The following is a 22,142-nucleotide window of genomic DNA, read 5'->3' as shown; positions in this document are numbered from 1 at the left end:
AATCATCATTTCTAATGATTTTTACTGCTGAATGAAATTCTACATTTGCCTCAGGATTTTTTGTTTTTATTTTTAGAAGTTCTGTAAATTAACTTGGAACGTAATCATCAGCAACTTCTTTTTAAAATAGACTTCTATTTTAAGTATTAGTAAAGTGAAAAAGGGATAGAAAATTAATTCTATCCCTTTTTGTTTTCAAATATCTGGATTCTTATTTTAATGTAGTTTTAATGACAACCGCAGCTTGTTGAATTGCAGTTTGAATCGCCGGAACATTTGCAATTGGATTTAAAAGTCCGTAATCGTGAATCAATCCGTTGTATCTTGTTAAAGTTACAGGAACCCCGGCTTCGTTTAATTTTCTCGCATACGCTTCACCTTCATCTCTTAAAACATCATTTTCAGCAGTCTGAACTAAAGCAGGAGGTAAGTCTTTCAATTCTGCTAAACTTGCTTGTAAAGGAGAAGCATATTTTTCTGTTCTTTTTGAAGCATCTGGCAAGTAATTATCCCAAAACCATTTCATCATATTTTTAGTCAGGAAACGTCCGTTAGCATATAAATTATAAGATTCAGTTTCAAAATTAGCATCCGTTACAGGCCATAATAAAACTTGTAATTTAATATGAGGACCTTTTTTATCTTTTGCCATTAAAGTAATCGCAGCCGTCATATTTCCACCAACACTATTCCCTACAACAGCCAGGTTTTTACCATTTGCACCAATTTCTTTTCCGTTTTCGGCTACCCATTGAGTCGCGGCGTAAATTTCATTAATCGCCACAGGATATTGAGCTTCAGGAGAAGGAGTATAATCTGGGAAAACAGCAACAGCACCACTTTCCACAACCAAATCTCGAACTAATCTTCTGTGAGTTGGATAATCTCCTAAAACCCATCCGCCGCCGTGAATAAAGATAAATACCGGAGCATTTGCTTTAGCACCTTTAGGTTTTGTAATATGAATTTTTACTTTTAAACCGTTTTGAGAAATTACTCTTTCAGATTCTTCGATACCAGAATAATCAACTTCAACTGATTTTTGTGCCCCAACTAAAACGTTACGTGCATCTGTAACAGATAATTGTTCCAAAGGTTTTCCGTCACCAGAATTTAATGCGTTTAAAAAGCCTCTGACTTCTGTAAAAATTTCAGGGTCATTTTGCCCTTTAAATTGTCTTTCTTGTGCAGAAGCAATTGTATTTACGATTAACAATGCTGCAATAAATAAACCCTGTTGTAATACTTTAATAGTTTTCATATCATTTGTCTTTTTAATTATTTATAATTTGATAGGACAAAGATATGGCGGTAATAAGGCTGTAAAAATAGACAAAAGTCTATTCTAATTGTACATTTTTCCCTTGAAGGTATTTTTTCTTGAAATTGGATGGAGTATCGCCAACTTTATTGGTAAAAAGTCGGTTAAAATAAGCCGGATCTTCATATCCGAGCTGGTAAGCAATCTCTTTTACGCTTAAGGAAGAATAACCCAAAAGCCTTTTAGCTTCCAAAATAATGCGGTCTTTAATAATATCGTTAGGCTGAGAAAGCTCTAAACGATTGAATTTATTCGAAAGTGTTTTGGGCGCAAGACCTAAAATATCAGCATAATCGGCAACGGTATGTTTGGTTCTGAAATGAATTTCGACCAAACGGCTAAAATCCCTAAAGAAATCCATTTCCTTAGAAGGTTCATCGTTTAAAACTCCCAATTGCTGTATTTTCCAGATTCGGGTTGCTTTAATAATAAGCTGCTTTAAATACGTGCGGATCATTTCTTCCTGAGAAGAATCGGGAGCGTCAAATTCCTGCTGAATCTGATTGTAAATGCCTTCAACAAATAAAACCTCTTTATCAGGTAAAGTTGTCATTGGCATTTCAAAAATATTATTGAATAACAAACCGTCGCAGGCAACCTCGGCATCATGAATCTGCACGCAATAAAAGTCACGGTTATAATACATAAAATAACCCTGCTTTTTTCCTTCCTTATTAATCTGTAAATATTGATTGCTGTTTATAAAAAACAAAGAAGGACTTGACGTTTTGTATTGTTTAAAGTCAATTGTTATTTCATAACCTTCGGGTAAATACAATACCTTAATATAAGCTTTGTAATCATCACCATTAATTTCCTCAACAGTTTCGGGATTCAGAATTAAAAATCCCAGTTTTTTATAATTAGATTCAAATATTTGGTGGTTCATTATAAGCGGTTTTGGTTTAAAAATACTAATTTTCTTTGGCAGAGCCGAAATTTAATTCGGACTTATTTGAAGATGATCAAGCTTTTTCCCAACCAAAGTTTTTTCGCCCACAACTTTAAATCCAATTTTCAAGTAAAGATTTTTCGCCAGCGGATTATCTTCATCAACCAATAATCCTAAAGTCTCATTATTCTTATGAACATATTCATCAATCAGAAACAAAAGTAATTTAGAACCAATTCCTTTTCCCTGTTGATTAGGATTTACGCCCAATGTATCAATATAAAATTCTCCTGCGCGGGTTTCGAATTCGGGATCAAATTCAGGATTAAAATTTGCTCTTACATATTCTACAATTGGCATTCGTAAAGCTTCTAAATCAGCGCCGTTATAAATGTTTACGGCACCAATAATTTCGTTATCGGCTTCAGCCACAAAACAATTTTGATAGGAATATTGATTGTTTTCTCTTTCCACAAAATACTGCAGAAAGTCTTTCGCAGCAGCGTAATCTTTTTTAGCAATAAACTTGTAAATGAGATCTTCCATTGCCAGTAATAATATAGGAGCAATTTGTTTTGAATCGGGTATATTGGCTTTACGGATATTCATTTTTGAAGAGATTTTATAGCAAATTTACTTTTTAAAAATGTTTTCACGCAGATTTAAAAGAGATTTAAGCAGATAAACGCAGATCTTTTTTAATCTGCCTAAATTTGCAAAATCTGCGTGAAATAAAAAACTCAGCACCTTAGTAACTTAGCATCTCAGCACCTTTTCAAATTGCTGAATTTGTACCAATATAAAATAAAAATATACAAGTTATAAGATTCAAACAGCACGTATCTTTGTTAGTATATTTTAAACCAAAATTTAAAAAACGATGAAAGCAATAGGATTCAAATCATCATTACCCATAGAAGAAAAAGACAGTTTTATAGAATTTGAAACTGCAAAACCAATACACGGAGCGCACGATTTATTAGTAAAAATTGATGCCATTTCCGTAAATCCGGTAGATTTTAAAATTCGCCAGAGTGCTGCAAAAGATACCGTTCTGGAAAACCCAAAAATTATTGGCTGGGATGCCGTAGGAATTGTGCAGGCAGTTGGAGAAAAAGTAACTTTGTTTGAAGTTGGAGATCCGGTTTATTACGCAGGAGATTTAACCAAACAAGGAAGCAATGCCGAATTTCAAATTGTTGATGAAAGAATTGTAGGCAATAAACCAACATCATTAACCAATGCAGAAGCTGCCGTGATTCCGTTAACCGGTTTAACAGCCTGGGAAATTCTTTTTGACAGAATCAGAATCAATCCTGAGAAAGACAAAGGAAAATCTATTTTAATTATCGGAGGTGCCGGCGGCGTTGGCTCAATCGCTATTCAGTTAGCAAAGAAAATTGCAGGATTAACTGTTATTGCAACGGCTTCGCGTCCGGAAACAGTAAAATGGTGTAAACAACAAGGAGCTGATTTTGTGGTTGATCATAAAGATTTAGTTGCTTCGGTTAGAGAAGCTGGTTTTCAGCATGTAGATTTTATTTTAGATTTTGTTGATACGAATGCGTATTGGGATATTATGGCGGAACTGATTAAACCTCAAGGGCATATTGCTTCTATTACCGGAAGTGCAGAACCTGTCGTTTTAAATAAACTGAAAGGTAAAAGTGTTTCCTTTTCATGGGAATTGATGTACACACGTTCGATGTTTCAAACCGAAGATATGATTGAACAGCATCATATTTTAAATAAAATCGCCGATTTACTAGACGAAGGCGTTTTAAAAACAACTTTAAAGGAAACTTATAAAGGGCTTTCTGCGGAGAATCTTAAAAAAGCACATCAACTTTTAGAATCTGGAAAAACGATTGGTAAAATTGCTATTAAATATTAATTGCATTTTTTAAAAGCAAAGAAATCCCATTTTATAATGGGATTTTTTGTTTGCAGAAGTTTTATTTAAACACATAGAAACATAGATTTTTTTAATTCTTGAAAAGAGGATATTAAAAAAAAACTCGTTTTTTCACACATAGCTATGTGTATTAAAAACAAGTAAAACGCCTTTACACACAAAGAAAAGCTATGTTCCTATGTGTTTAAAATTAATTGCATTCCAAAACTTAGAATAGTATTTTTGCGATCCAATACCAAAACTTACTACATGCGATTCTTATTTATTTTCTCTCTTTTTATCCTTTCTTTTTCGGCAAAATCACAAGCAGTTTCGGGAACTGTAAATGGTGCAAACGGAAAACCATTATCTGATGTTTTGATTCGGAATTTAATTTCTAAAACACATGCCCACACGGATATAAACGGAAAATTTACTTTAGAAGAAACTAAAATTGATGACAGTCTTCAAATTTCAAAACAAGGATTTATTACGCAGAAAATAAAGCTTTTATCAAATGAAAATCTATCTATTCAATTAGAAGAAAAACCTTTTTTACTGGAAGAAGTTACGATCACCAACAATTTGAAATATCTTAATACCATTTCAAAAATAGATTTAGAAATTCAGCCCGTATCTAATTCTCAGGATTTATTGCGAAAAGTTCCGGGACTTTTTATTGGCCAGCACGCGGGCGGAGGAAAAGCAGAACAGATTTTTTTAAGAGGTTTTGACTGCGATCACGGAACGGATATTAATGTTTCGGTTGACGGAATGCCGGTGAATATGGTTTCGCACGCTCACGGACAAGGCTACGCTGATCTTCATTTTGTAATTCCGGAAACGGTAGACAATATCGATTTTGATAAAGGATCTTATTTTGTAGATAAAGGCGATTTTACAACCGCAGGGTATGTTGGTTTTAATACTAAAAATGCGTTGCAAAACAGTTCACTTTCTTTTGAAGGCGGACAATTTGATACTTTTCGCACCGTGGCTTTGTTCAATTTACTGAATAAAGAAAATCAATCGGCATATTTTGCGGGAGAATACATGATGACCGATGGTTATTTTGATGCGCCGCAAAACTTTAACCGAATTAATTTGTTTGGAAAATATGCTGCAAAAATGAATAACGGAGATAAACTGGCAATTGCTGTTTCGCATTTTAAAAGCCAATGGGATGCAAGCGGACAAATTCCGGATCGTGCGGTAAACGACGGAACCATTTCGCATTATGGAGCGATTGATCCAAACGAAGGCGGAAATACCGGAAGAACGAATTTCAACTTGCAATATGACGCCAAAATTGACGAAAACACGCATATTAAAAACACAGCTTATTTGAGTAAATATGATTTTGAATTGTATTCGAATTTTACTTTTTTCCTGAATGATCCTGTAAACGGCGATCAAATCAAACAAAAAGAAAACAGAACCATTGTTGGTTTTCAGTCAGAATATAATGAGAAGTTCAGCGAGAAATGGCTTTTTAAATTAGGAGCAGGATTACGAAATGACAATAATAAAGATGTAGAGTTATCGCATACTTTAAATAGAAAAACAGTTTTAGAATATTTGAGTTTAGGAAACGTAAACCAAACAAATTTGTTTTCTTATAGTAGTTTAGATTTTACATCTGGAAAATGGTTAATAAATGGAGGTTTGCGATTGGATTATTTTAAGTTTGGATATGAAGATCAACTGGCTTCAACTTACACCAATCAAACGCAGACAAAAGCGATTGTAAGCCCAAAACTGAATTTCCTTTATACTCAAAATGATAAACTTCAATACTTTTTAAAATTAGGAAAAGGATTTCACAGTAATGATACACGCGTAGTTGTAGCGCAAAAAGGAGAAAAAATCCTGCCTGAAACCTACGGTGCCGATTTAGGAATTAACTGGAAACCGTTTCCAAGAATGATTGTAAATTCAGCCATTTGGTATTTGTATTTAGCGCAGGAATTTGTGTATGTGGGCGACGAAGCGGTTGTTGAACCAAGCGGAAAAACAGAACGTAAAGGTTTTGATTTTGGTTTTAGATATCAATTAACGAACTGGTTATTCTGGAACACCGATTATACGTATACACACGCAAGATCGATTGACGAACCAAAAGGAAATGATTATTTACCGCTTGCTCCGGTTCATACTTTAATGAATGGTTTTTCGGTAAAGGATTTAAAAGGATTTTCAGGAAGTTTAAGAACTAGATTTTTGGGAGATCGTCCGGCGAATGAAGATAATTCGGTTGTGGCAAAAGGATATTGCATCACGGATTTCTCTGTAAATTATCAAATTAAAAAAGTATCGATTGGCGTAAACATCGACAATATTTTTAATACAAAATGGAAGGAAACACAATTCTTGACAGAATCTCGTCTGGCAAATGAAACAGATCCTGTAGAAGAAATTCACTTTACGGCAGGAACACCATTTAATGCCAGATTGATATTGAAATATAGCTGGTAGGTTATGCCAAAAATATTTGTATAATATTCTATGTTCCGTAGGAACATCTCGTCGGTAGAAAATATTATGTTATTATTATTTACGTTCCGTAGGAACGTTTGATTATGGCATCATTTTTAATAATCGAACGTATCAAACGTTCCTATGGAACGTAAACCCGGACAATTATTTTTTTCTACCAACGAAACATTCCTATGGAATGATAGTGATAGAGCCAAATACAAAGTTTTTACAATAAGAATTCTGTAAGTCTTACCTTAAATTATATAAAATTTTTTGTCTTTAATTTTTGATATTTGTGGCTATAACCCAAATTAATTTAATAAATATCTACGATGAAAAATTTAAAGTACATTTTGATTCTTTCGAGTGCATTATTTGCCTTTAGCTGTAACAACAACGATGATGATCCTGAAAATGGAGGCGGAACCGTAACAAAACCTGTAGAAACAAATCCTGCAAATACCCAATATAAACCTGCTTTTTCCGGACAAACCAGAATTAGCGGTATGACTACGAATACAGAATTTAAATCTGAAATCATTACATCGGCACTTACAAGTCCGTGGGGCGTGAAAGTACTTCCTGACGGCCGACTTTTGGTTACTCAAAAAACAACAGGAACATTGCGTATAGTGACAACTGCCGGAGTAGTGAGCGCACCAATTACAGGTTTACCTGCCGTAAATCCTGCGAATCAGGGAGGTTTATTAGGTTTATGCCTTGATCCTGATTATGCAACCAATAAAATGATTTACTGGGTATTTTCTGAAGCCGTAACAGGAGGAAATATTTCTGCTGTTGCAAAAGGAAAACTTTCAAACGATGAAAAAACTATAGAAAACGCAACGGTAATTTATCGTTCAAGTCCTGCTAATCCTAGTGATTTGCATTATGGGGGAAGAATTCTGTTTGATCAAACCGGAAATCTTGTCGTAAGTACGGGAGAACGTTCTGTATTGCAAACCAGACCTTTGGCACAATCCTTAACGGCAAGTCTTGGAAAAGTAGTCAGAATTACTAAAGACGGACAGCCCGCAGCAGGAAATCCAACTTTTGGCGGTGCAAATGCTTTACCTGAAATATTTACATACGGACACAGAAATCCACAAGGTCTTGCTATGCATCCGGTTACAAAAGAAATCTGGGAAAGTGAACACGGACCAAGAGGCGGTGACGAAATCAACCGTTTGAAAGCCGGAACAAATTATGGATGGCCAACAATCACATACGGAATTGAATACAGCGGACAGCCTATTGGCGATGCCATTCAGCAAAAAGAAGGAATGGAACAGCCGGTTTATTACTGGGATCCTGTGATTTCTCCTAGCGGCATGACTTTCTACTCAGGAAATCGTGTGCCGGAATGGGAAAATAATCTTTTCATAGGTTCATTAAGTGCTACGCATATTGCCCGACTTGTCATTAGAGATAATAAAGTGGTTGGTGAAGAAAGATTATTAGCAGGCGAAGGCCAGCGTTTTAGAGATATTACACAAGGTGCTGATGGCGCTTTGTATGCGGTAACAGATCAGGGAAGACTTTATAAAATAGACAAAAAATAATGGTTAATTATTAATTGTGAATTATAAGACGGTGCTTTATGCACCGTTTTTTTTTGGTCGTTATTTTATAAAAGTTTTTGATGAATGTTATAAAATGAAATCAGCAATTCTGGTTTAATTTTAAAGGTAATTAAATGAAATAGTTATGAGATCGATATGGACAGGTTCAGTGAGTTTTGGATTGATTAATATTCCAATAAAAATGTTTTCGGCGGTGCAGGAGAGTAGTCTGGATATGGATATGCTGGATAAAAAAGACCACGCCAATATTAAATTCAAGCGTGTTAATGAAGATACGGGTAAAGAAGTTGATTTTGCCAATATTGTAAAAGGCTATAAAATTGAAGACAAATATGTCATTTTAGAAGATTCAGATTTTGAAGCTGCAGATGCCATTAAAACCAAAACTATCGATATTGAAAGTTTTGTTCTCGAAAAAGAAATTCAAAGTATTTACTACGAACAGCCATATTATCTGGAACCGGATAAAGGCGCAATGAACGCTTACGGATTGCTTCGTGATGCGCTTGAGGCTTCGGGTAAAGTAGGCGTAACGCGTTTTGTTTTACGAAACAAAGAAAGCCTCGCTATTTTAAAACCATACAAAAATGTTATTGTTTTAAACCGAATCCGGTTTGAACAGGAAATCAGGGCTACAGACGAATTAAAACTGCCACCGGTTTCTAAAAAAGCCACCAAAGAAATGGATATGGCCGAAAAATTGATCGATCAGCTTACTGAGAAATTTGATATTACGGGTTTTAAAGATGAATATACAGCCAAACTTTTGGATATCATTAAAAAGAAAGCCAAAGGAAAAGTGGCTAAAACACCAAAACTTAAAGTGGTGCACAGCAAACAAAGCGACGATTTAATGTCGATGCTGAAAGCGAGTTTGGAAACCAAGAAAAAGTCATCTTAGACTTCTTCTTGTTTCTCTTCTAATTTCTTGATTATCTTTTTGATATTGGCTCCTTTTGATAAAACAGGTTCCCACAAATCTCCTTTTTTCTCAAAACGCTGCAATACATTTTTAATGGTAAATTGCGACGGATGTAATTTAGTATTCACTTCACTCCATTCTAAAGGTGTCGAAACTGTTGCGCCCGGCTTTGGACGAACAGAATAAGGCGCAGCTAAAGTTTGTCCGCGTCGGTTTTGCAGATAATCAATATACAGTTTGTTGTTTCTTTTCTTGATGCTTCGCTCAATTGTAGTAATATCCGGAAGCCTTGTTTGTACTTCTTTGGCAATTAATTCACCCAGAATTTTAATCGAATCATAATCGTACTGTGCACCAAGCGGAATGTAAATATGAAGCCCCGTAGCTCCCGAAGTTTTGCACAAACATTCTGTTTCTAACTCATCCATAACTTGTTTTACAACCAAAGCAGTTTCAACAACAGTCTTAAAATCATCTTCTTTTGCCGGATCTAAATCCATTACAAGCCAGTCAGGATTATGAATATTTTTTATAGTCGAATTCCAGGGATTTATTTCTATACAACCCAAATTTGCCATATAAAGCAATGTTTCTTTATCATTGCAGATAAGATAATCTATGTTTTCTTCGTTTGATTCTGAGAATATTTTTTTTGTTTTGAGCCATTTCGGAGTTTTATCCAGATCAATATCTTTTTGATAAAAACTCGGCGCATTAATTCCGTTAGGAAAGCGGTTCATAGATTCCGGACGATCTTTTAAATACGGCAGCATAAGTGATGAAACTTCATTGTAATATTGAACAATTTCGCCTTTTGTAATTCCGTCGTCAGGGAAATAGATTTTGTTTTGATTCGTTAAATGCAGTGTGGTTTTTCCAACTTTTAAGTCGTAATCATTTTCGGTTTTGTGTTCTTTTAAATCTTCCATTTTATTTTGCTTGAGGTTAGTTTTGTTATTGCTTTTGAGATTGTCATTGCTATTGCCATTAAAAACAACTTCATTGGCTTTTTTATCTATTCTTAATCCCAGATAAACAGGATGTCTGAGGTTTTTATCCTGCGTCCATTCTGAATATTTAACCTGACATACAACTTTTGGTTTAACCCATTGAATTTTATCCCTTAGTGGTACTTTTTCGTTTAACGGAGATTTGTCCAGAAATAAAGATTTTAGTTTTGTATAAAGCTCTTTTAGAACCTCTTCTGAAAAACCTGTTCCGCATTTTCCAATATATTGCAGTTCTTTTCCATTATATTGTCCAAGCAAAATGGCACCAAAATATTTACGGGAGTTTTTAGGTTCAGTAATTCCAATGATTATGGCTTCTTCTTCATTCGAAATTTTAATTTTAAGCCAGTTATTACTTCTGCCGGCAACAGTATAAGTGCTGTCTGCTTTTTTTGCAATAATGCCTTCGCTGTTGTTTTTTCCAGCATTTTCAAATTGTTTAATTCCGTTCCCAATAGTATGTTCCGAATAAAAAATATTCGAAAAATCGTATTTATTGAATAAGATTTTCAAAAGCTCTTTTCTGTCAAGCAGAGAAAGTTCTGTTACTGAATTTCCATCTAAATTGAGCAGATCAAAAACATAATATTTTAGGTTTCCAATTCCAGTTTTAAGATAATTTTGAAGAAGTTGAAAATCGGCTTTTCCGGATTCATTTTCAACCACAATTTCGCCATCCAGAATTACAGTATGATCGATCTTATTTAATTCGTCTGCAACAGGTTTAAAACTAACATTGAATGAAATTTGATTTCTGCTGAATAAATCCACTTCATCAGAATTAATAACAGCAATGGCGCGATAACCATCGTATTTATTTTCAAAAACCCATTCTTCATCGTCAAAAGGTTTTTCGACTGTCGTGGCAAGCATTGGTTTTACAAATTTTGCTTTTACTTTAGTCTTTTTTTTTACCGTTTGCTTTTCTTCTTTTTCTTTTGGTTCGGTTTTTATTTTCTCCGATTTTTTCTCCAGCTCTTCTAAACTTCTTTTAGAAATAACTGATTTGTTTTTTTCTAATACATCAGCATCTGTAGCATATTTATCTTTCTTTTTGATTAACAGCCACGCATTTTCCTGTTTTCCATGAAGTTTTACTAATGAAAATTCGCCTTTGAGTTTTTTTCCTTTTAAGATAAAACTTAAGCGTCCTTTTTTCAAATCTGCCAGTAATTGTTTTTCGGTTGATGTTATTTTTTCATCAGAAGTATACGTTCCATTATCCCAAACAATAACATTTCCGGCACCATAATTTCCTTCGGGAATTGTTCCTTCAAAATCTTTATAACTGTACGGATGATCTTCCACCATCATGGCCAGACGTTTCACTTCGGGATCTAATGATGGACCTTTTGGGACAGCCCAGCTTTTTAAAACGCCATCCATTTCTAATCTAAAATCATAATGCAAATGCGATGCAGCATGTTTTTGAACAACAAAGATCAATTCACTTGCCGATTTTTCGATTTTACCTTTTGGTTCGCGGGTTTGCTTAAAATCTCTTTTTTCGTTGTATTTAGACAGTGACATAAGCGTTTGCTAATATTAAAAGTGTTAACGTAACAGAGTAGAGCGCCGTGGCGACAATGGCAAAAATTATATGGGCAAAGAACAGCTGAATGTAATAACCCTTAAAATCAATTGGGGGGTGATAGTGGGTCATCTTAAAAATAATTATCCAGCTGACTATGCCAACTACACCGCTGATAACTCCTAATATAAGAGCGCTTAACGGTGAAATTGGAAGTATATCCTTTACCCAAATAATATGATATCCAACAACAAACAAAAAACCGATTATATAGTGCAATAACCAGCCCCAGGTTTTTTTTGACTGTGGGGAGAGATCTATTTTCATTTTATCAATAGCATAAGTTAAAAGCACCGGCTCTTTATACAATTCTCTAAACTTATTTGACATCGCATAACTAAACCACGTCATGGCTGATGTTGCCATAATTGAAACTAACAGCAATTGCATAAGGAGATATAGAATCATTTCGATGTTATTGTTTGTTGACGCTTATTTCAAAGTTACTTTTTGAAAGCCTTTTTCAGGTTATACGATTAGGATTTGTAATTATATAATTATAAGTATTAATCTGTTGATAATCATTTTGTTTAAATACGAATGTTATAACCCTGAGCCTGAATCGTATAATATTTAACATGAAAAGCCTTCTAACTTTGTTTACCTATTTCTGCTAAAAAATCCTTTATTGAAATAGATATTTATAAGTCACCAATAATTTTAAATCAAGAAAAAAGATGAAAAATTCTAAAAAAACAAATCAAGATAATGCTGATGGAAAACAAAGAGATTTAGATTTGAATAAATCGAATGGAGAAAATCAGTTTTTGACCACTAATCAGGGAGTTAAGATTAATGATAACAATAATTCTTTAAAATCCGGAGAAAGAGGCCCATCTCTTCTGGAAGATTTTATTCTTAGAGAAAAAATAACCCATTTCGATCACGAACGAATTCCGGAAAGAATCGTTCACGCAAGAGGTTCTGGTGCTCATGGTTATTTTGAACTTTATAAAACCATGGAGAAATATACCAAAGCCGGTTTTTTAAACAATACAAGTGTCAAAACTCCCGTTTTTGTCAGGTTTTCAACAGTTGCAGGTTCAAGAGGATCTACAGATTTAGCGCGGGATGTTCGTGGATTTGCCGTAAAATTTTATACTCAGGAAGGTATTTTTGATTTAGTTGGAAACAATGTTCCGGTATTTTTTATTCAGGATGCCATGAAATTTCCTGATTTAATTCACGCCGTTAAAGGGGAACCGCATAACGAAATTCCACAGGCGGCATCTGCACACGATACTTTTTGGGATTTTATTTCCTTAATGCCAGAATCCATGCATATGATTATGTGGGTAATGAGCGACAGGGCAATTCCGAGAAGTTTAAGAATGATGGAAGGTTTTGGAGTTCACACTTTTAGATTTGTTAATGCACAAAACGAATCTCATTTTGTAAAATTTCACTGGAAACCAAAATTAGGAACTCACGCTGTTGCCTGGGACGAAGCGCAAAAAATATCAGGTAAAAATTCTGATTTTCACAAACAAGATTTATGGGAAGCGATTGATGGTGGAAATTTTCCGGAATGGGAATTAGGTGTTCAGATTATTCCGGAAAGCGACGAACACAAATTTGATTTTGACCTTCTTGATCCAACAAAATTAGTTCCGGAAGAATTGGTTCCTGTAACCATTATTGGAAGAATGGTACTGGATAAAAACCCCGACAATTTTTTTGCAGAAACAGAACAGGTTGCGTTTCATCCGGGGCATATAGTACCGGGAATTGATTTTACAAATGATCCGCTATTGCAAGGCCGTTTATTTTCTTATACGGATACACAATTATCAAGGTTAGGAAGTCCTAATTTTCATGAAATCCCAATTAACAGAACAATTGCGCCTATGCACAACAATCAGCGTGACGGACATATGCGTCAGGAAATTGCGGTGGGAAAAGTAAGTTATCATCCTAATTCTCTGGGAAGAGGATGCCCTTTTCAGGCAAAAATTGATGAAGGAGGATTTGCCAGTTTTAATGAGCGAATAGATGCGCATAAAATAAGAGAACGAAGCGAAAGTTTTTCAGATCATTTTAGTCAGGCAGTACTTTTTTATAACAGCCAGACACCTGTAGAACAAGATCATATTGCAGGAGCATTGTCTTTTGAACTTGGAAAAGTTGAAACGGTTGCTATTAGAGAAAGAATGCTTGGACTGCTCAATCAAGTTGATGGTAATCTGGCAGCAAAAGTGGCCAAATCTTTAGGAATTCCGGTTCCAAAAAATATCGAAAAACCCATCAATCATGGAGTTGGTGCCGATGATAAAGGCAATCACGAACCAACAAAAGTGAAACAAAACATTAAAAATTCTGATGCTTTAAGTATGCTGAAAAATCCAACGATCTCAAATACTATTGCAACTCGCCAGATTGCTTTTTTATGTGCTGAAGGCGTAAATGCCTCATCGGTAAAAACAATGAAAACAGCGCTTCAAAATGCAGGTGCAAAAGCAGTGATTATTGCGCCGCATTTAGGAACAATTGTATCCGAAGACGGAACAGAAATTCCGGTTGATCAAACGTATAAAATTGCCGCTTCAGTACTTTTTGACGGTGTCTTTATTCCGGGAGGAAAAGGAATTAAAGAACTTTCAAGAATCAAAGAAGTAAAAGAATTTATAAATGATTCCTATAATCACTGTAAGTTTATTGCCGCTGAAGCCGAAGGAATTCAAATAATAAAAACGAACAGCGATATAAAAGAGAAAGATGCAGGAGTTTTAATTAGCAATAGTATTGCTGACAAAGCCTTAAACACTTCTTTTATAAAAGCTTTAGGAAGACATCGTTTTTGGGAAAGAGAAAAGATGCTCTAACAAATTCATTTACATAAAATATGCTGAAACCATTCATTAATTTGAATGGTTTTTTTGTGGAATAAAAGTAAAGATGTTTCAAATTATAATTTGAAACCTGTTTGTAAGATTTTGGCTCGTAGTAAATTGTAACTTAGTTGTCCCTTAAAAATCACAAATCATGAAAACAAAAAACGTCATTTTAAATGCTGCTTTAATTTTCATAAAAAATAAGGCAGTACTTCTACTATTTGTAATTCTTGGCATGCAGTTTACTTTTAGCCAGGAAAATGAAAAACCGGGAACTCCAAAAGTTTTACCACAACCTGATTTTCACTTTCTGGGATATGTAGGCAGAACGTATCTGGACTCAGATCCACCGCAATTTCCTCAGCCTGTAAAAGCTCCAAAAGGCGCACCAAACGTGGTGCTGATTTTATTGGATGATTCGGGATTTGGACAGTTTAGTACTTTTGGCGGCGGCGTGCCTTCGCCAACAATGGATAAATTGGCAGCAGAAGGAATTCGTTACAATAAATTTCATACTACAGCACTTTGCAGTCCTACGCGTGCAGCCTTAATAACGGGACGTAATCATCATTCAGTATCTTTTTCAGGAATTACAGAAGCGGCTACAGGTTATGACGGCGCAGTTTGTATACTCCCAAAAAATGCTGCAACCATTGCCGAAGTTTTACGCCAAAATGGTTATATGACGGCATGGATTGGTAAAAATCACAATACACCCGCTTGGGAAACCAGTGAAGCAGGGCCGTTTGACCGCTGGGCAAACGGTTTGGGCTTTGAATATTTTTACGGATTTAATTCGGGAGATATGAACCATTGGAATCCGGTTTTGTTTGAAAACCGAAATCTTGTTCCGGTTTCAAAAGATTCTAATTATCACATGACAGTCGATCTTGCCGACCATGCTATTGCCTGGGTACGTAAAGTAAAATCGATTGCTCCAGATAAACCTTATTTTTTATACGTTGCGCCGGGTGCGGCGCACTCTCCGCATCATGCTCCGCAGGACTGGATCGATAAGTTCAAGGGTAAATTTGATATGGGCTGGGATGCTTATAGAGAACAGACTTTTGAGAGACAGAAAAAATTAGGTGTTATTCCTGCTGATGCAAAACTTACTGCAAGACCTGAAAGCCTGCCAGCGTGGAGTTCTCTAAATGCCGATCAAAAACGTCTCTATTCGAGAATGATGGAAGTGTTTGCTGCATACGGATCTCATTGCGATTATGAAATGGGAAGGGTAGTCGATGCTGTAAAACAACTGCCCGATGCAGATAATACAATTATTGTTTACATAGCCGGAGATAACGGCGCCAGTGCCGAAGGCGGAATTGAAGGTTCTGTAAACGAAAACTTGTTTTTTAACGGAATTCCAGAAAAATGGCAGGACAATCTTAAAGTTATAGATGAATTAGGCGGACCAAAACATTTTAATCATTTTACATCAGAATGGGCGTGGGCAATGGATACACCATTTCAGTGGACAAAACAGGTGGCAAGTCATTTTGGAGGAACACGAAACCCTATGATTATTTCATGGCCTGCCAAAATTAAAGACAAAGGAGGTTTAAGAAGCCAGTTTATACATACCATTGATGTTGTGCCTACGCTTTATGATGTTATAGGCATTACACCGCCTCAGGTTGTAAACGGGATTACTCAAAAGCCTATTGAAGGAATCAGTTTTGCTTATACTTTTAATGACGCTAAAGCAAAAGAAAAACATACAACCCAATATTTTGAACTGGCTGTAAACAGAGGTATTTATCATAATGGCTGGATGGCTTCGGCATTATCATTTGCACCATGGAATCCAAATCGCGGCGCATTTGACCCGGATAAACAAAAATGGGAGCTTTATAAAGTTGATGAGGATTTTAGTCAGGCCAATGATTTAGCAGCAAAAAATCCGCAGAAATTAAGAGAAATGCAGGATTTATGGTGGGTAGAAGCGGCTAAATACAATGTACTTCCGCTGGACTGGCGTGCCGTTGAACGACTTAACGGAGAATTAATGGGAAGACCAACGCTGGCCGGAGACACCAATACTTTTACCTATTATACCGGACAAGTGGGTTTACCAAATGAAGCTGCTCCAAGAATCCTTAATAAATCATGGTCAATTACAGCCGATATTGATGTTCCTGATAATGGGGCAGAAGGGATGATTGTAACACACGGAGGTTTAGTGGGCGGATATGGACTTTATGTACAAAACGGAAAGCCAAGTTTTGTTTACAATAATCTTGCTTTGGAACGTCCAACAGTTACTGGAAACGAAGTACTGCCAAAAGGAAAAGTAAAAGTTGTTGTTGATTTTAAATATGAGGGTAAAGGAGAAGAAAGAGGAAAAGGCGCAACAGTTGTATTATCTGTAAATGGAAAAAAAGTAGGAGAAGAACATCTGGAAAGAACAATACCCATTCAGATATCACTTAATGAAGGTTTAGATGTAGGTATGGATGCCGGTTCTCCGGTCGATTTTAATTATAAACTTCCTTTTGAATTTACCGGAAAAATTGAAAAAGTAACGTATACCCTGAGTGAAGACAAAGGGTCAAAAGCAGGAAAATCTGCGAAAGCGAAATAACTAATAAAACTATTTTTATGAAAAAACGATTTCTATATCTGGGTATACTTCTTCTTGTTTTAAGCAGCTGTAAAAAAGAATCTGATGCTGTAGATACAGGTAGTAATTCGTCGGCTTCCAGTTCAGACGGTTATGAGTTTGTTGGGGGGTATCCAACCGAAAAAACAATACAAAAAGCCTACGATGATGCGGATTTGAACAGGGCAATACAAGCTTATAAATTTTTCTATCCAACAGTTTCAGGTGAAGGTTTGGTAAAAGGAAACGACACGATTAAAATCATCCCAAACAGTTCATTTGGAACATTAGACACTAAACCGGGACAAATAGGTTTTACCTTAAATTCGGATACTCCGTATGGACCAATTCCAATAGATTTATCTAAAGGACCAATGATAATTGATGTTCCTAAAGGACCGCTTATTGTAGTTGCTATGGACGTAAACCAGCGATGGGTTGCCGATATGGGAATTCCGGGTCCCGATGCAGGAAATGGCGGAAAACATTTATTACTGCCGCCTGCTTATAAAGGTTCAGTTCCGGGTTCTGGTTATTATGTCTGGAAATCTTCCTCAAACAATCTTACCGTGGGAATACGTTCGCTTCCTGTAGGCGGTGATGTAAAAGCGGCTATGGAACGCATTAAAACGGTAAAAGTATATCCGTTAAACAAAGGAGCCGACTGGAAAGAACCAACTTGGCTTGAACTTACAGATAAACCTCAGAATACAACACCTGTTGCATGGGAAAATAATATTAAATACTGGGAAGCGCTAAATGATGTAATTCAGCGTGAACCTGCTTATGATGGGTATCGAAATTATTACGGAGAACTTGCCGTATTGGGTATTATAAAAGGAAAACCTTTTAAACCCGATGCGCGTTTGAAAGGAATACTCGAAAAAGCGGCGAAAATAGCAAATGCGCAAATGAGGGTACAATCGTTTGCCGACCGCCGCCCTGATAAAGTAGTATGGAAAGACAGAAAATGGGAATGGGTTGGCTTAAGATTTGAAGACGGGGACTTCAATACCCAAAACTATGTTGATCTTGATGGTCGTGAAACATGGTTTTATCAGGCTATTGGAGCCTCTCCTTCAATGTTTCGAAGAAAAGAAGGTGCTGGGTCGTTATACTGGCTTGGACTTAAAGACGGCACAGGAAAATACGTCGATGGCGGAAAAACATACAAGCTTACAATTCCTACGCCTGTTCCTGCGAAGCTATTTTGGTCGGTAACTATTTATGATGCTCTTACAAGAAGTCAGGTTGCAACAGATCAGAATAAAGCGGCTCTTCGTTCTTTATTTGAATTGAAAGATAAAATAGGAGGTAAGAGTATCGATTTGTATTTTGGCCCTAAAGCTCCGGCAGGAAAAGAAGGACAATGGATCAAAACACTTCCTAACAGAGGCTGGTTTGCTTATTTTAGAATTTATGGCCCGGAAGCTGCGGCTTTTAACGGAAGCTGGAAACCGGGGGACTTTGAGGTTGTGGAGTAATTAGTGAAAAGTAAAAAGTTATAGCAAAATAAAAAAGCTCAATTTTTAAATTGAGCTTTTTTATATCTATTAGCAACTAATCACTAATTACTTTTCACTAACAATATTATTTAATTGTAATTGTCATATTGGGTACTACAATACTTCCTATAGTTCCAGTATAACGCTGTGCAAAAACTTCTATAAAATCATTATTTATTAATTCTGTAGTTGCGTTTAAAGGCAATACTACAATATCATTTGTCGCTTGACCTCTCCCGTAAATTTTATATTGGCTTATAACAGTACCATTTTTTGCTATATAGATAATGTATGTTCCCGCAAAAGGAACCTGAAATGAAATTGAACCTGCTATTTGAAAGATCCTCTTCTTTTTACCCACATATTTCAATCTGTTTACTGCGTCTGTTGAAAATCTGAACAAATTTGAATAGGTTGTCGAAGGTGTACCAGAACCGACTTTAACAATATCACTGGGATTTGAATTATTGAAACTCACAGAAAGACCAGTTCCAACGGCATAATCCATAGATAAATCACCTACTGCGTTAGCATCTGTTTCTGTGGGAATTCCGGCAGCCCTTACACTCCAGCTGTTATTAAAATTATATCCTGTAAAAGATCCTGTTGTATAGCCTTTTACATATCCTGTTGTATTTGAACCCGTAAAAACAACAGATTCTAATACGGCATCTCCTGTAATAGTAAGTCCGGATGTTGAAACATCAAAACCTATCGCAGTACCATCAACCTGACTAAAACCACCTTGTTTTTCTACTAATGTAAAAGTTCCGGTTAGTTTTTCGTAAGTCCCTAAATTATTACCAAACCAACCCATATTGCTTAGTAAGAGTTGATTAATATTGTTATAGGTTATTCCGTTCGTATTTCCCGTAAAATTGACAATACTCAAAAATACAAGCCCAAAACCAGATATTGTTCCCACACTGGTTGAGTTGGCAACGATACAATCTCTAAAAACTAAATTTTGAGTTGCCGCTCCGCTCAGGTTAAAAACACTTCCGCTTGCCGCTCTAAGGGTAACATTTTTTATATTTCCGCCTGTTGCGCCTTCAAAAATATTTCCTGTTGTTCTAAGAATAATATCTTCATTAGAATCTAAACCCTGAACGTATGCATTATTGATGTCTATAGGAAAATTGAAGGTTACAGTACCATTTATTTCATATAATGTATTTGTGTTTAATTGATACTTTGTTCCTCCGCCGGCAGTTAATTCTGCTGCGAGAACAGTTGCTAAATTATCTGTAGATCGAATACGTTTAAAATTTAATCTGGGATTTATACCGCTGCTCACCACTAACCATGATGTTGACCCCGAAGAATAATAGTAAAAAGCTTTTAAATCAGTGTCATAAACAATTAAACCGTCAGCAGGAGTTGTTATGGCAGCTCTTTGGGCAGTTGTCATTCTGGGAGTCAGCAAACCCTGAGTAGTCGAGGTAATATCTAATATCGAACTGGCATTAGGAGTAGTAGTTCCAATTCCTACTTGGGCATTTGTTATAAAGGATAAAAAGATAAAAGCTAGCAGTAATAATGTTTGGTGGTTTTTTGAGGCTGTATTTTTCATAATTTAGGTTTTAGAGAGTTGGAAAAGCAATAAAAACATTATTAATTTCCTGCATTAGAAATGATTACTTTTTGGGCAATTTTTTCATTATCAGCAGTTATGAAAGTCGCAATATAAACTCCGGAACTTAAGCCGGAAGTAGAGAAACTATAGTTTTCTTCAGCGCCAAGATTCTCTTTAGATCGTACTGTTTTACCAGCAATATCATAGAGATAAAATGATTTAAATCGAATAAAATCCGGATTTGAAGCTTTTAATAATCGGCTTGAATTGTCCTGCATAATGAAAAAATTACTTTTAGTATTTTCATTTGTGCCTAGTGATTTGTCTGTGAAAGTAACTTTGAAACGATCTGGGAATACGCCCGCCGGAATTGTAGCTTCATAATTCCCCGTTTTAATATTATGATAAGATCCATCAGCAGCATCGTATATAAATATATTTTGCGTAGGATCGAAGTTGATAACCTCAGGAATATAAAATTTAAGAGTTGTGCTTGCCTCAGCCTTTACGGTTAAAGGAATTTGTTTGTTAACGTCAAAATTAGTACCTGTAATAATATAATTTTTTCCTTCCATCAAAAAGAAAGTATCACTGGGAAAATTGTCCATGCTAACAGCGTCAAGTCCTCTGTCAACACGGTCTGTAGCTTCTGGTAAAAAAGCCAGTGCCAGTTGTCGGGTAAATTCGTTGTTGATAATGGCATTTATTCTGATGTGCGGAATATCATTTGAAGCTTCTTCTGTTTCAGTTTTTTCAGTTTTATCCGTTTCTTCCGTTTTTGCCGTGGTTTTATCTCGTGCGGGTTTTTCAAATTGTGACAAACCTGCGCCTTCTTTATAAAATATTCGATACGAATTTCTAAATGTCACCGTTCCGTTTGCAGCGCCTTTAATTACAAAACCCTGCCCAATAGGCGAGTATTTACGCTGACGCATAAGTCCGGAGGAAGTACCAACCGTATTTAACGAACCATCGCCATTATAACTGTTAAAAGTGGCAGGAACATAAATACCGTTTGAACCTAAACTTCCGGGTGAATAAGTGGCATATCCGCCTCTGTAAGCCTTAATTAGATGTGAATTTGTAGTTTTATCCTGTTCCCAGAAATAAGCAATTCCCGTGCAGGCATTATTTAACGGATCTAATAAAAAAGCATTTAAATGCAATGCAGACGGATACGGATTTCCGGTTAAGGTCGAAGCATTTCCTGCACCAACCGTAACGGTAATATTTCCATCATTTGGTTTTCCTCTAAAATCATAACGCTGTGCGCCAGTTCCGCCGGGATTATTTGCTCCTGTTCCTTCGGGATCTACAGCGTCAGTTCCGCTGGTTCCTTTCATTGTAAAGCCTTCTCCGGGTGCCAGCGTAGTTGTAGTTCCTACCTGAACCCATTGCGAATAACTATTGGCATTGGTCAATTTATAAATCCATCGGGAAGCAATAGAAAGCGGATTTGCAATTCCGTCATAATTGGCTAACGGAAGAATGGTTGCAGCAGTAGAAGCAGTCGAAGTAGTTGGCCTGTTTAGCAACGTAATACCAAAATTTCGGTTTCCGGTTGCAGCCACGTTAACGCCTACAGGAGAACACCAGTAATTGTAATCAAAATTATCGGCGCTTCCTTCCTGATAAACAGAAATAATTCCGGTTCCTACATTAGTTGAAGTTCCCGTTGTGCCCTGAACCAATTGAGATAAATTACGCAGATATAAATTTGAATTTGCGGCTAAGTTTATAGTCTGCCCCACGTAAAGAACTTGGTTTTTTACATAAACGGGAGTACTTGCGCCAACATAAATCTGTCCAAAACTTTGAATAGAAATGATATAAATTAATAAGGCAAACTTTTTCATAATTTTTAGTTTAGTTAAAAATTAGATGCTATTGAAACCCTTAATTATATATTTCTGCCTGCAGCAAATAGTTGCTGT

The 22,142-nt window shown here is 35.9% G+C and carries 14 protein-coding genes; 7 read left to right on the top strand and 7 right to left on the bottom strand.

The annotated features are described in order from the left end of the window. Window positions 1-211: 211 nt before the first annotated feature. The 3 genes from J2Y38_RS11740 to J2Y38_RS11730 form a co-directional block, all read right to left on the bottom strand. Window positions 212-1,261 carry an alpha/beta hydrolase gene (locus J2Y38_RS11740; RefSeq protein WP_309842619.1) on the bottom strand — a complete coding sequence of 350 codons (1,050 nt, stop codon included), beginning with the start codon at window positions 1,259-1,261 and terminating at the stop codon, window positions 212-214. Between the two features lie 79 nt (window positions 1,262-1,340). After that, window positions 1,341-2,210 (bottom strand): AraC family transcriptional regulator, encoded by an 870-nt coding sequence (locus J2Y38_RS11735; protein WP_073481847.1) that lies wholly within the window; start codon window positions 2,208-2,210, stop codon window positions 1,341-1,343. A gap of 51 nt (window positions 2,211-2,261) precedes the next feature. After that, complete coding sequence (locus J2Y38_RS11730) at window positions 2,262-2,822, bottom strand: GNAT family N-acetyltransferase (RefSeq protein WP_309842616.1); 561 nt, start codon at window positions 2,820-2,822, stop codon at window positions 2,262-2,264. A gap of 271 nt (window positions 2,823-3,093) precedes the next feature. On the opposite strand from J2Y38_RS11730, the gene J2Y38_RS11725 reads away from it, so the two are divergent. The 4 genes from J2Y38_RS11725 (at window position 3,094) to J2Y38_RS11710 (ending at window position 9,069) form a co-directional block, all read left to right on the top strand. Further along, on the top strand, window positions 3,094-4,107 hold the full coding sequence (locus J2Y38_RS11725) for a zinc-binding alcohol dehydrogenase family protein (protein ID WP_309842615.1): 1,014 nt from the start codon (window positions 3,094-3,096) through the stop codon (window positions 4,105-4,107). Between the two features lie 270 nt (window positions 4,108-4,377). Continuing rightward, a complete protein-coding gene (locus J2Y38_RS11720) occupies window positions 4,378-6,582 on the top strand; it encodes a TonB-dependent receptor plug domain-containing protein (protein WP_309842612.1) in 2,205 nt (734 codons plus the stop codon). A 335-nt stretch (window positions 6,583-6,917) separates the two neighbouring features. After that, the gene (locus J2Y38_RS11715) at window positions 6,918-8,147 is read left to right on the top strand and encodes a PQQ-dependent sugar dehydrogenase (protein WP_309842610.1); all 1,230 of its coding nucleotides are present in this window, start codon (window positions 6,918-6,920) and stop codon (window positions 8,145-8,147) included. A gap of 145 nt (window positions 8,148-8,292) precedes the next feature. Then, the gene (locus tag J2Y38_RS11710) at window positions 8,293-9,069 is read left to right on the top strand and encodes a Ku protein (protein WP_309842608.1); all 777 of its coding nucleotides are present in this window, start codon (window positions 8,293-8,295) and stop codon (window positions 9,067-9,069) included. Here J2Y38_RS11710 and ligD read toward each other — a convergent pair. Together ligD and J2Y38_RS11700 are read right to left on the bottom strand one after the other, a co-directional pair. Then, on the bottom strand, window positions 9,066-11,630 hold the full coding sequence (gene ligD, locus J2Y38_RS11705) for a DNA ligase D (RefSeq protein WP_309842605.1): 2,565 nt from the start codon (window positions 11,628-11,630) through the stop codon (window positions 9,066-9,068). The genes J2Y38_RS11710 and ligD overlap by 4 nt on opposite strands. Then, the gene (locus J2Y38_RS11700) at window positions 11,617-12,057 is read right to left on the bottom strand and encodes a hypothetical protein (RefSeq protein WP_309842603.1); all 441 of its coding nucleotides are present in this window, start codon (window positions 12,055-12,057) and stop codon (window positions 11,617-11,619) included. The genes ligD and J2Y38_RS11700 overlap by 14 nt, the downstream gene beginning before the upstream one ends. Before the next feature lie 311 nt (window positions 12,058-12,368). Between J2Y38_RS11700 and J2Y38_RS11695 the strand changes: the two genes are divergently transcribed. The 3 genes from J2Y38_RS11695 to J2Y38_RS11685 all read left to right on the top strand — a co-directional run bounded on the left by J2Y38_RS11695 (window position 12,369) and on the right by J2Y38_RS11685 (window position 18,611). Then, window positions 12,369-14,513 (top strand): catalase, encoded by a 2,145-nt coding sequence (locus tag J2Y38_RS11695; RefSeq protein ID WP_309842600.1) that lies wholly within the window; start codon window positions 12,369-12,371, stop codon window positions 14,511-14,513. A gap of 160 nt (window positions 14,514-14,673) precedes the next feature. Continuing rightward, window positions 14,674-17,109: an arylsulfatase gene (locus J2Y38_RS11690; protein ID WP_309842597.1), complete on the top strand. Its 2,436-nt coding sequence runs from the start codon at window positions 14,674-14,676 to the stop codon at window positions 17,107-17,109. 17 nt (window positions 17,110-17,126) lie between these two features. Continuing rightward, on the top strand, window positions 17,127-18,611 hold the full coding sequence (locus J2Y38_RS11685; protein WP_309842594.1) for a DUF1254 domain-containing protein: 1,485 nt from the start codon (window positions 17,127-17,129) through the stop codon (window positions 18,609-18,611). Window positions 18,612-18,717: 106 nt separating this feature from the next. Here J2Y38_RS11685 and J2Y38_RS11680 read toward each other — a convergent pair whose 3' ends face one another. Together J2Y38_RS11680 and J2Y38_RS11675 are read right to left on the bottom strand one after the other, a co-directional pair. Continuing rightward, window positions 18,718-20,205: a hypothetical protein gene (locus tag J2Y38_RS11680; protein WP_309842593.1), complete on the bottom strand. Its 1,488-nt coding sequence runs from the start codon at window positions 20,203-20,205 to the stop codon at window positions 18,718-18,720. A 41-nt stretch (window positions 20,206-20,246) separates the two neighbouring features. Then, entirely contained in the window at window positions 20,247-22,064 is a 1,818-nt protein-coding gene (locus J2Y38_RS11675; protein ID WP_309842591.1) for a T9SS type A sorting domain-containing protein, read from the bottom strand. Window positions 22,065-22,142: the final 78 nt, after the last annotated feature.

Origin of the sequence: Flavobacterium sp. 2755, assembly GCF_031455715.1 — a bacterium.
GTDB lineage: Bacteria > Bacteroidota > Bacteroidia > Flavobacteriales > Flavobacteriaceae > Flavobacterium.
The sequence above is the reverse complement of the archived record's forward strand: the minus strand, read 5'-3'. Positions and strand labels throughout refer to the sequence as shown.

Bases quoted from the DNA above. Each gene is read 5' to 3' on its own strand.
- J2Y38_RS11680 (WP_309842593.1), bottom strand. From the start codon at position 20,205: ATGAAAAATACAGCCTCAAAAAACCACCAAACATTATTACTGCTAGCT.
- ligD (WP_309842605.1), bottom strand. From the start codon at position 11,630: ATGTCACTGTCTAAATACAACGAAAAAAGAGATTTTAAGCAAACCCGC.
- J2Y38_RS11695 (WP_309842600.1), top strand. From the start codon at position 12,369: ATGAAAAATTCTAAAAAAACAAATCAAGATAATGCTGATGGAAAACAA.
- J2Y38_RS11710 (WP_309842608.1), top strand. From the start codon at position 8,293: ATGAGATCGATATGGACAGGTTCAGTGAGTTTTGGATTGATTAATATT.
- J2Y38_RS11735 (WP_073481847.1), bottom strand. From the start codon at position 2,210: ATGAACCACCAAATATTTGAATCTAATTATAAAAAACTGGGATTTTTA.
- J2Y38_RS11690 (WP_309842597.1), top strand. From the start codon at position 14,674: ATGAAAACAAAAAACGTCATTTTAAATGCTGCTTTAATTTTCATAAAA.
- J2Y38_RS11720 (WP_309842612.1), top strand. From the start codon at position 4,378: ATGCGATTCTTATTTATTTTCTCTCTTTTTATCCTTTCTTTTTCGGCA.
- J2Y38_RS11715 (WP_309842610.1), top strand. From the start codon at position 6,918: ATGAAAAATTTAAAGTACATTTTGATTCTTTCGAGTGCATTATTTGCC.
- J2Y38_RS11700 (WP_309842603.1), bottom strand. From the start codon at position 12,057: ATGGCAACATCAGCCATGACGTGGTTTAGTTATGCGATGTCAAATAAG.
- J2Y38_RS11730 (WP_309842616.1), bottom strand. From the start codon at position 2,822: ATGAATATCCGTAAAGCCAATATACCCGATTCAAAACAAATTGCTCCT.
- J2Y38_RS11685 (WP_309842594.1), top strand. From the start codon at position 17,127: ATGAAAAAACGATTTCTATATCTGGGTATACTTCTTCTTGTTTTAAGC.
- J2Y38_RS11725 (WP_309842615.1), top strand. From the start codon at position 3,094: ATGAAAGCAATAGGATTCAAATCATCATTACCCATAGAAGAAAAAGAC.
- J2Y38_RS11675 (WP_309842591.1), bottom strand. From the start codon at position 22,064: ATGAAAAAGTTTGCCTTATTAATTTATATCATTTCTATTCAAAGTTTT.
- J2Y38_RS11740 (WP_309842619.1), bottom strand. From the start codon at position 1,261: ATGAAAACTATTAAAGTATTACAACAGGGTTTATTTATTGCAGCATTG.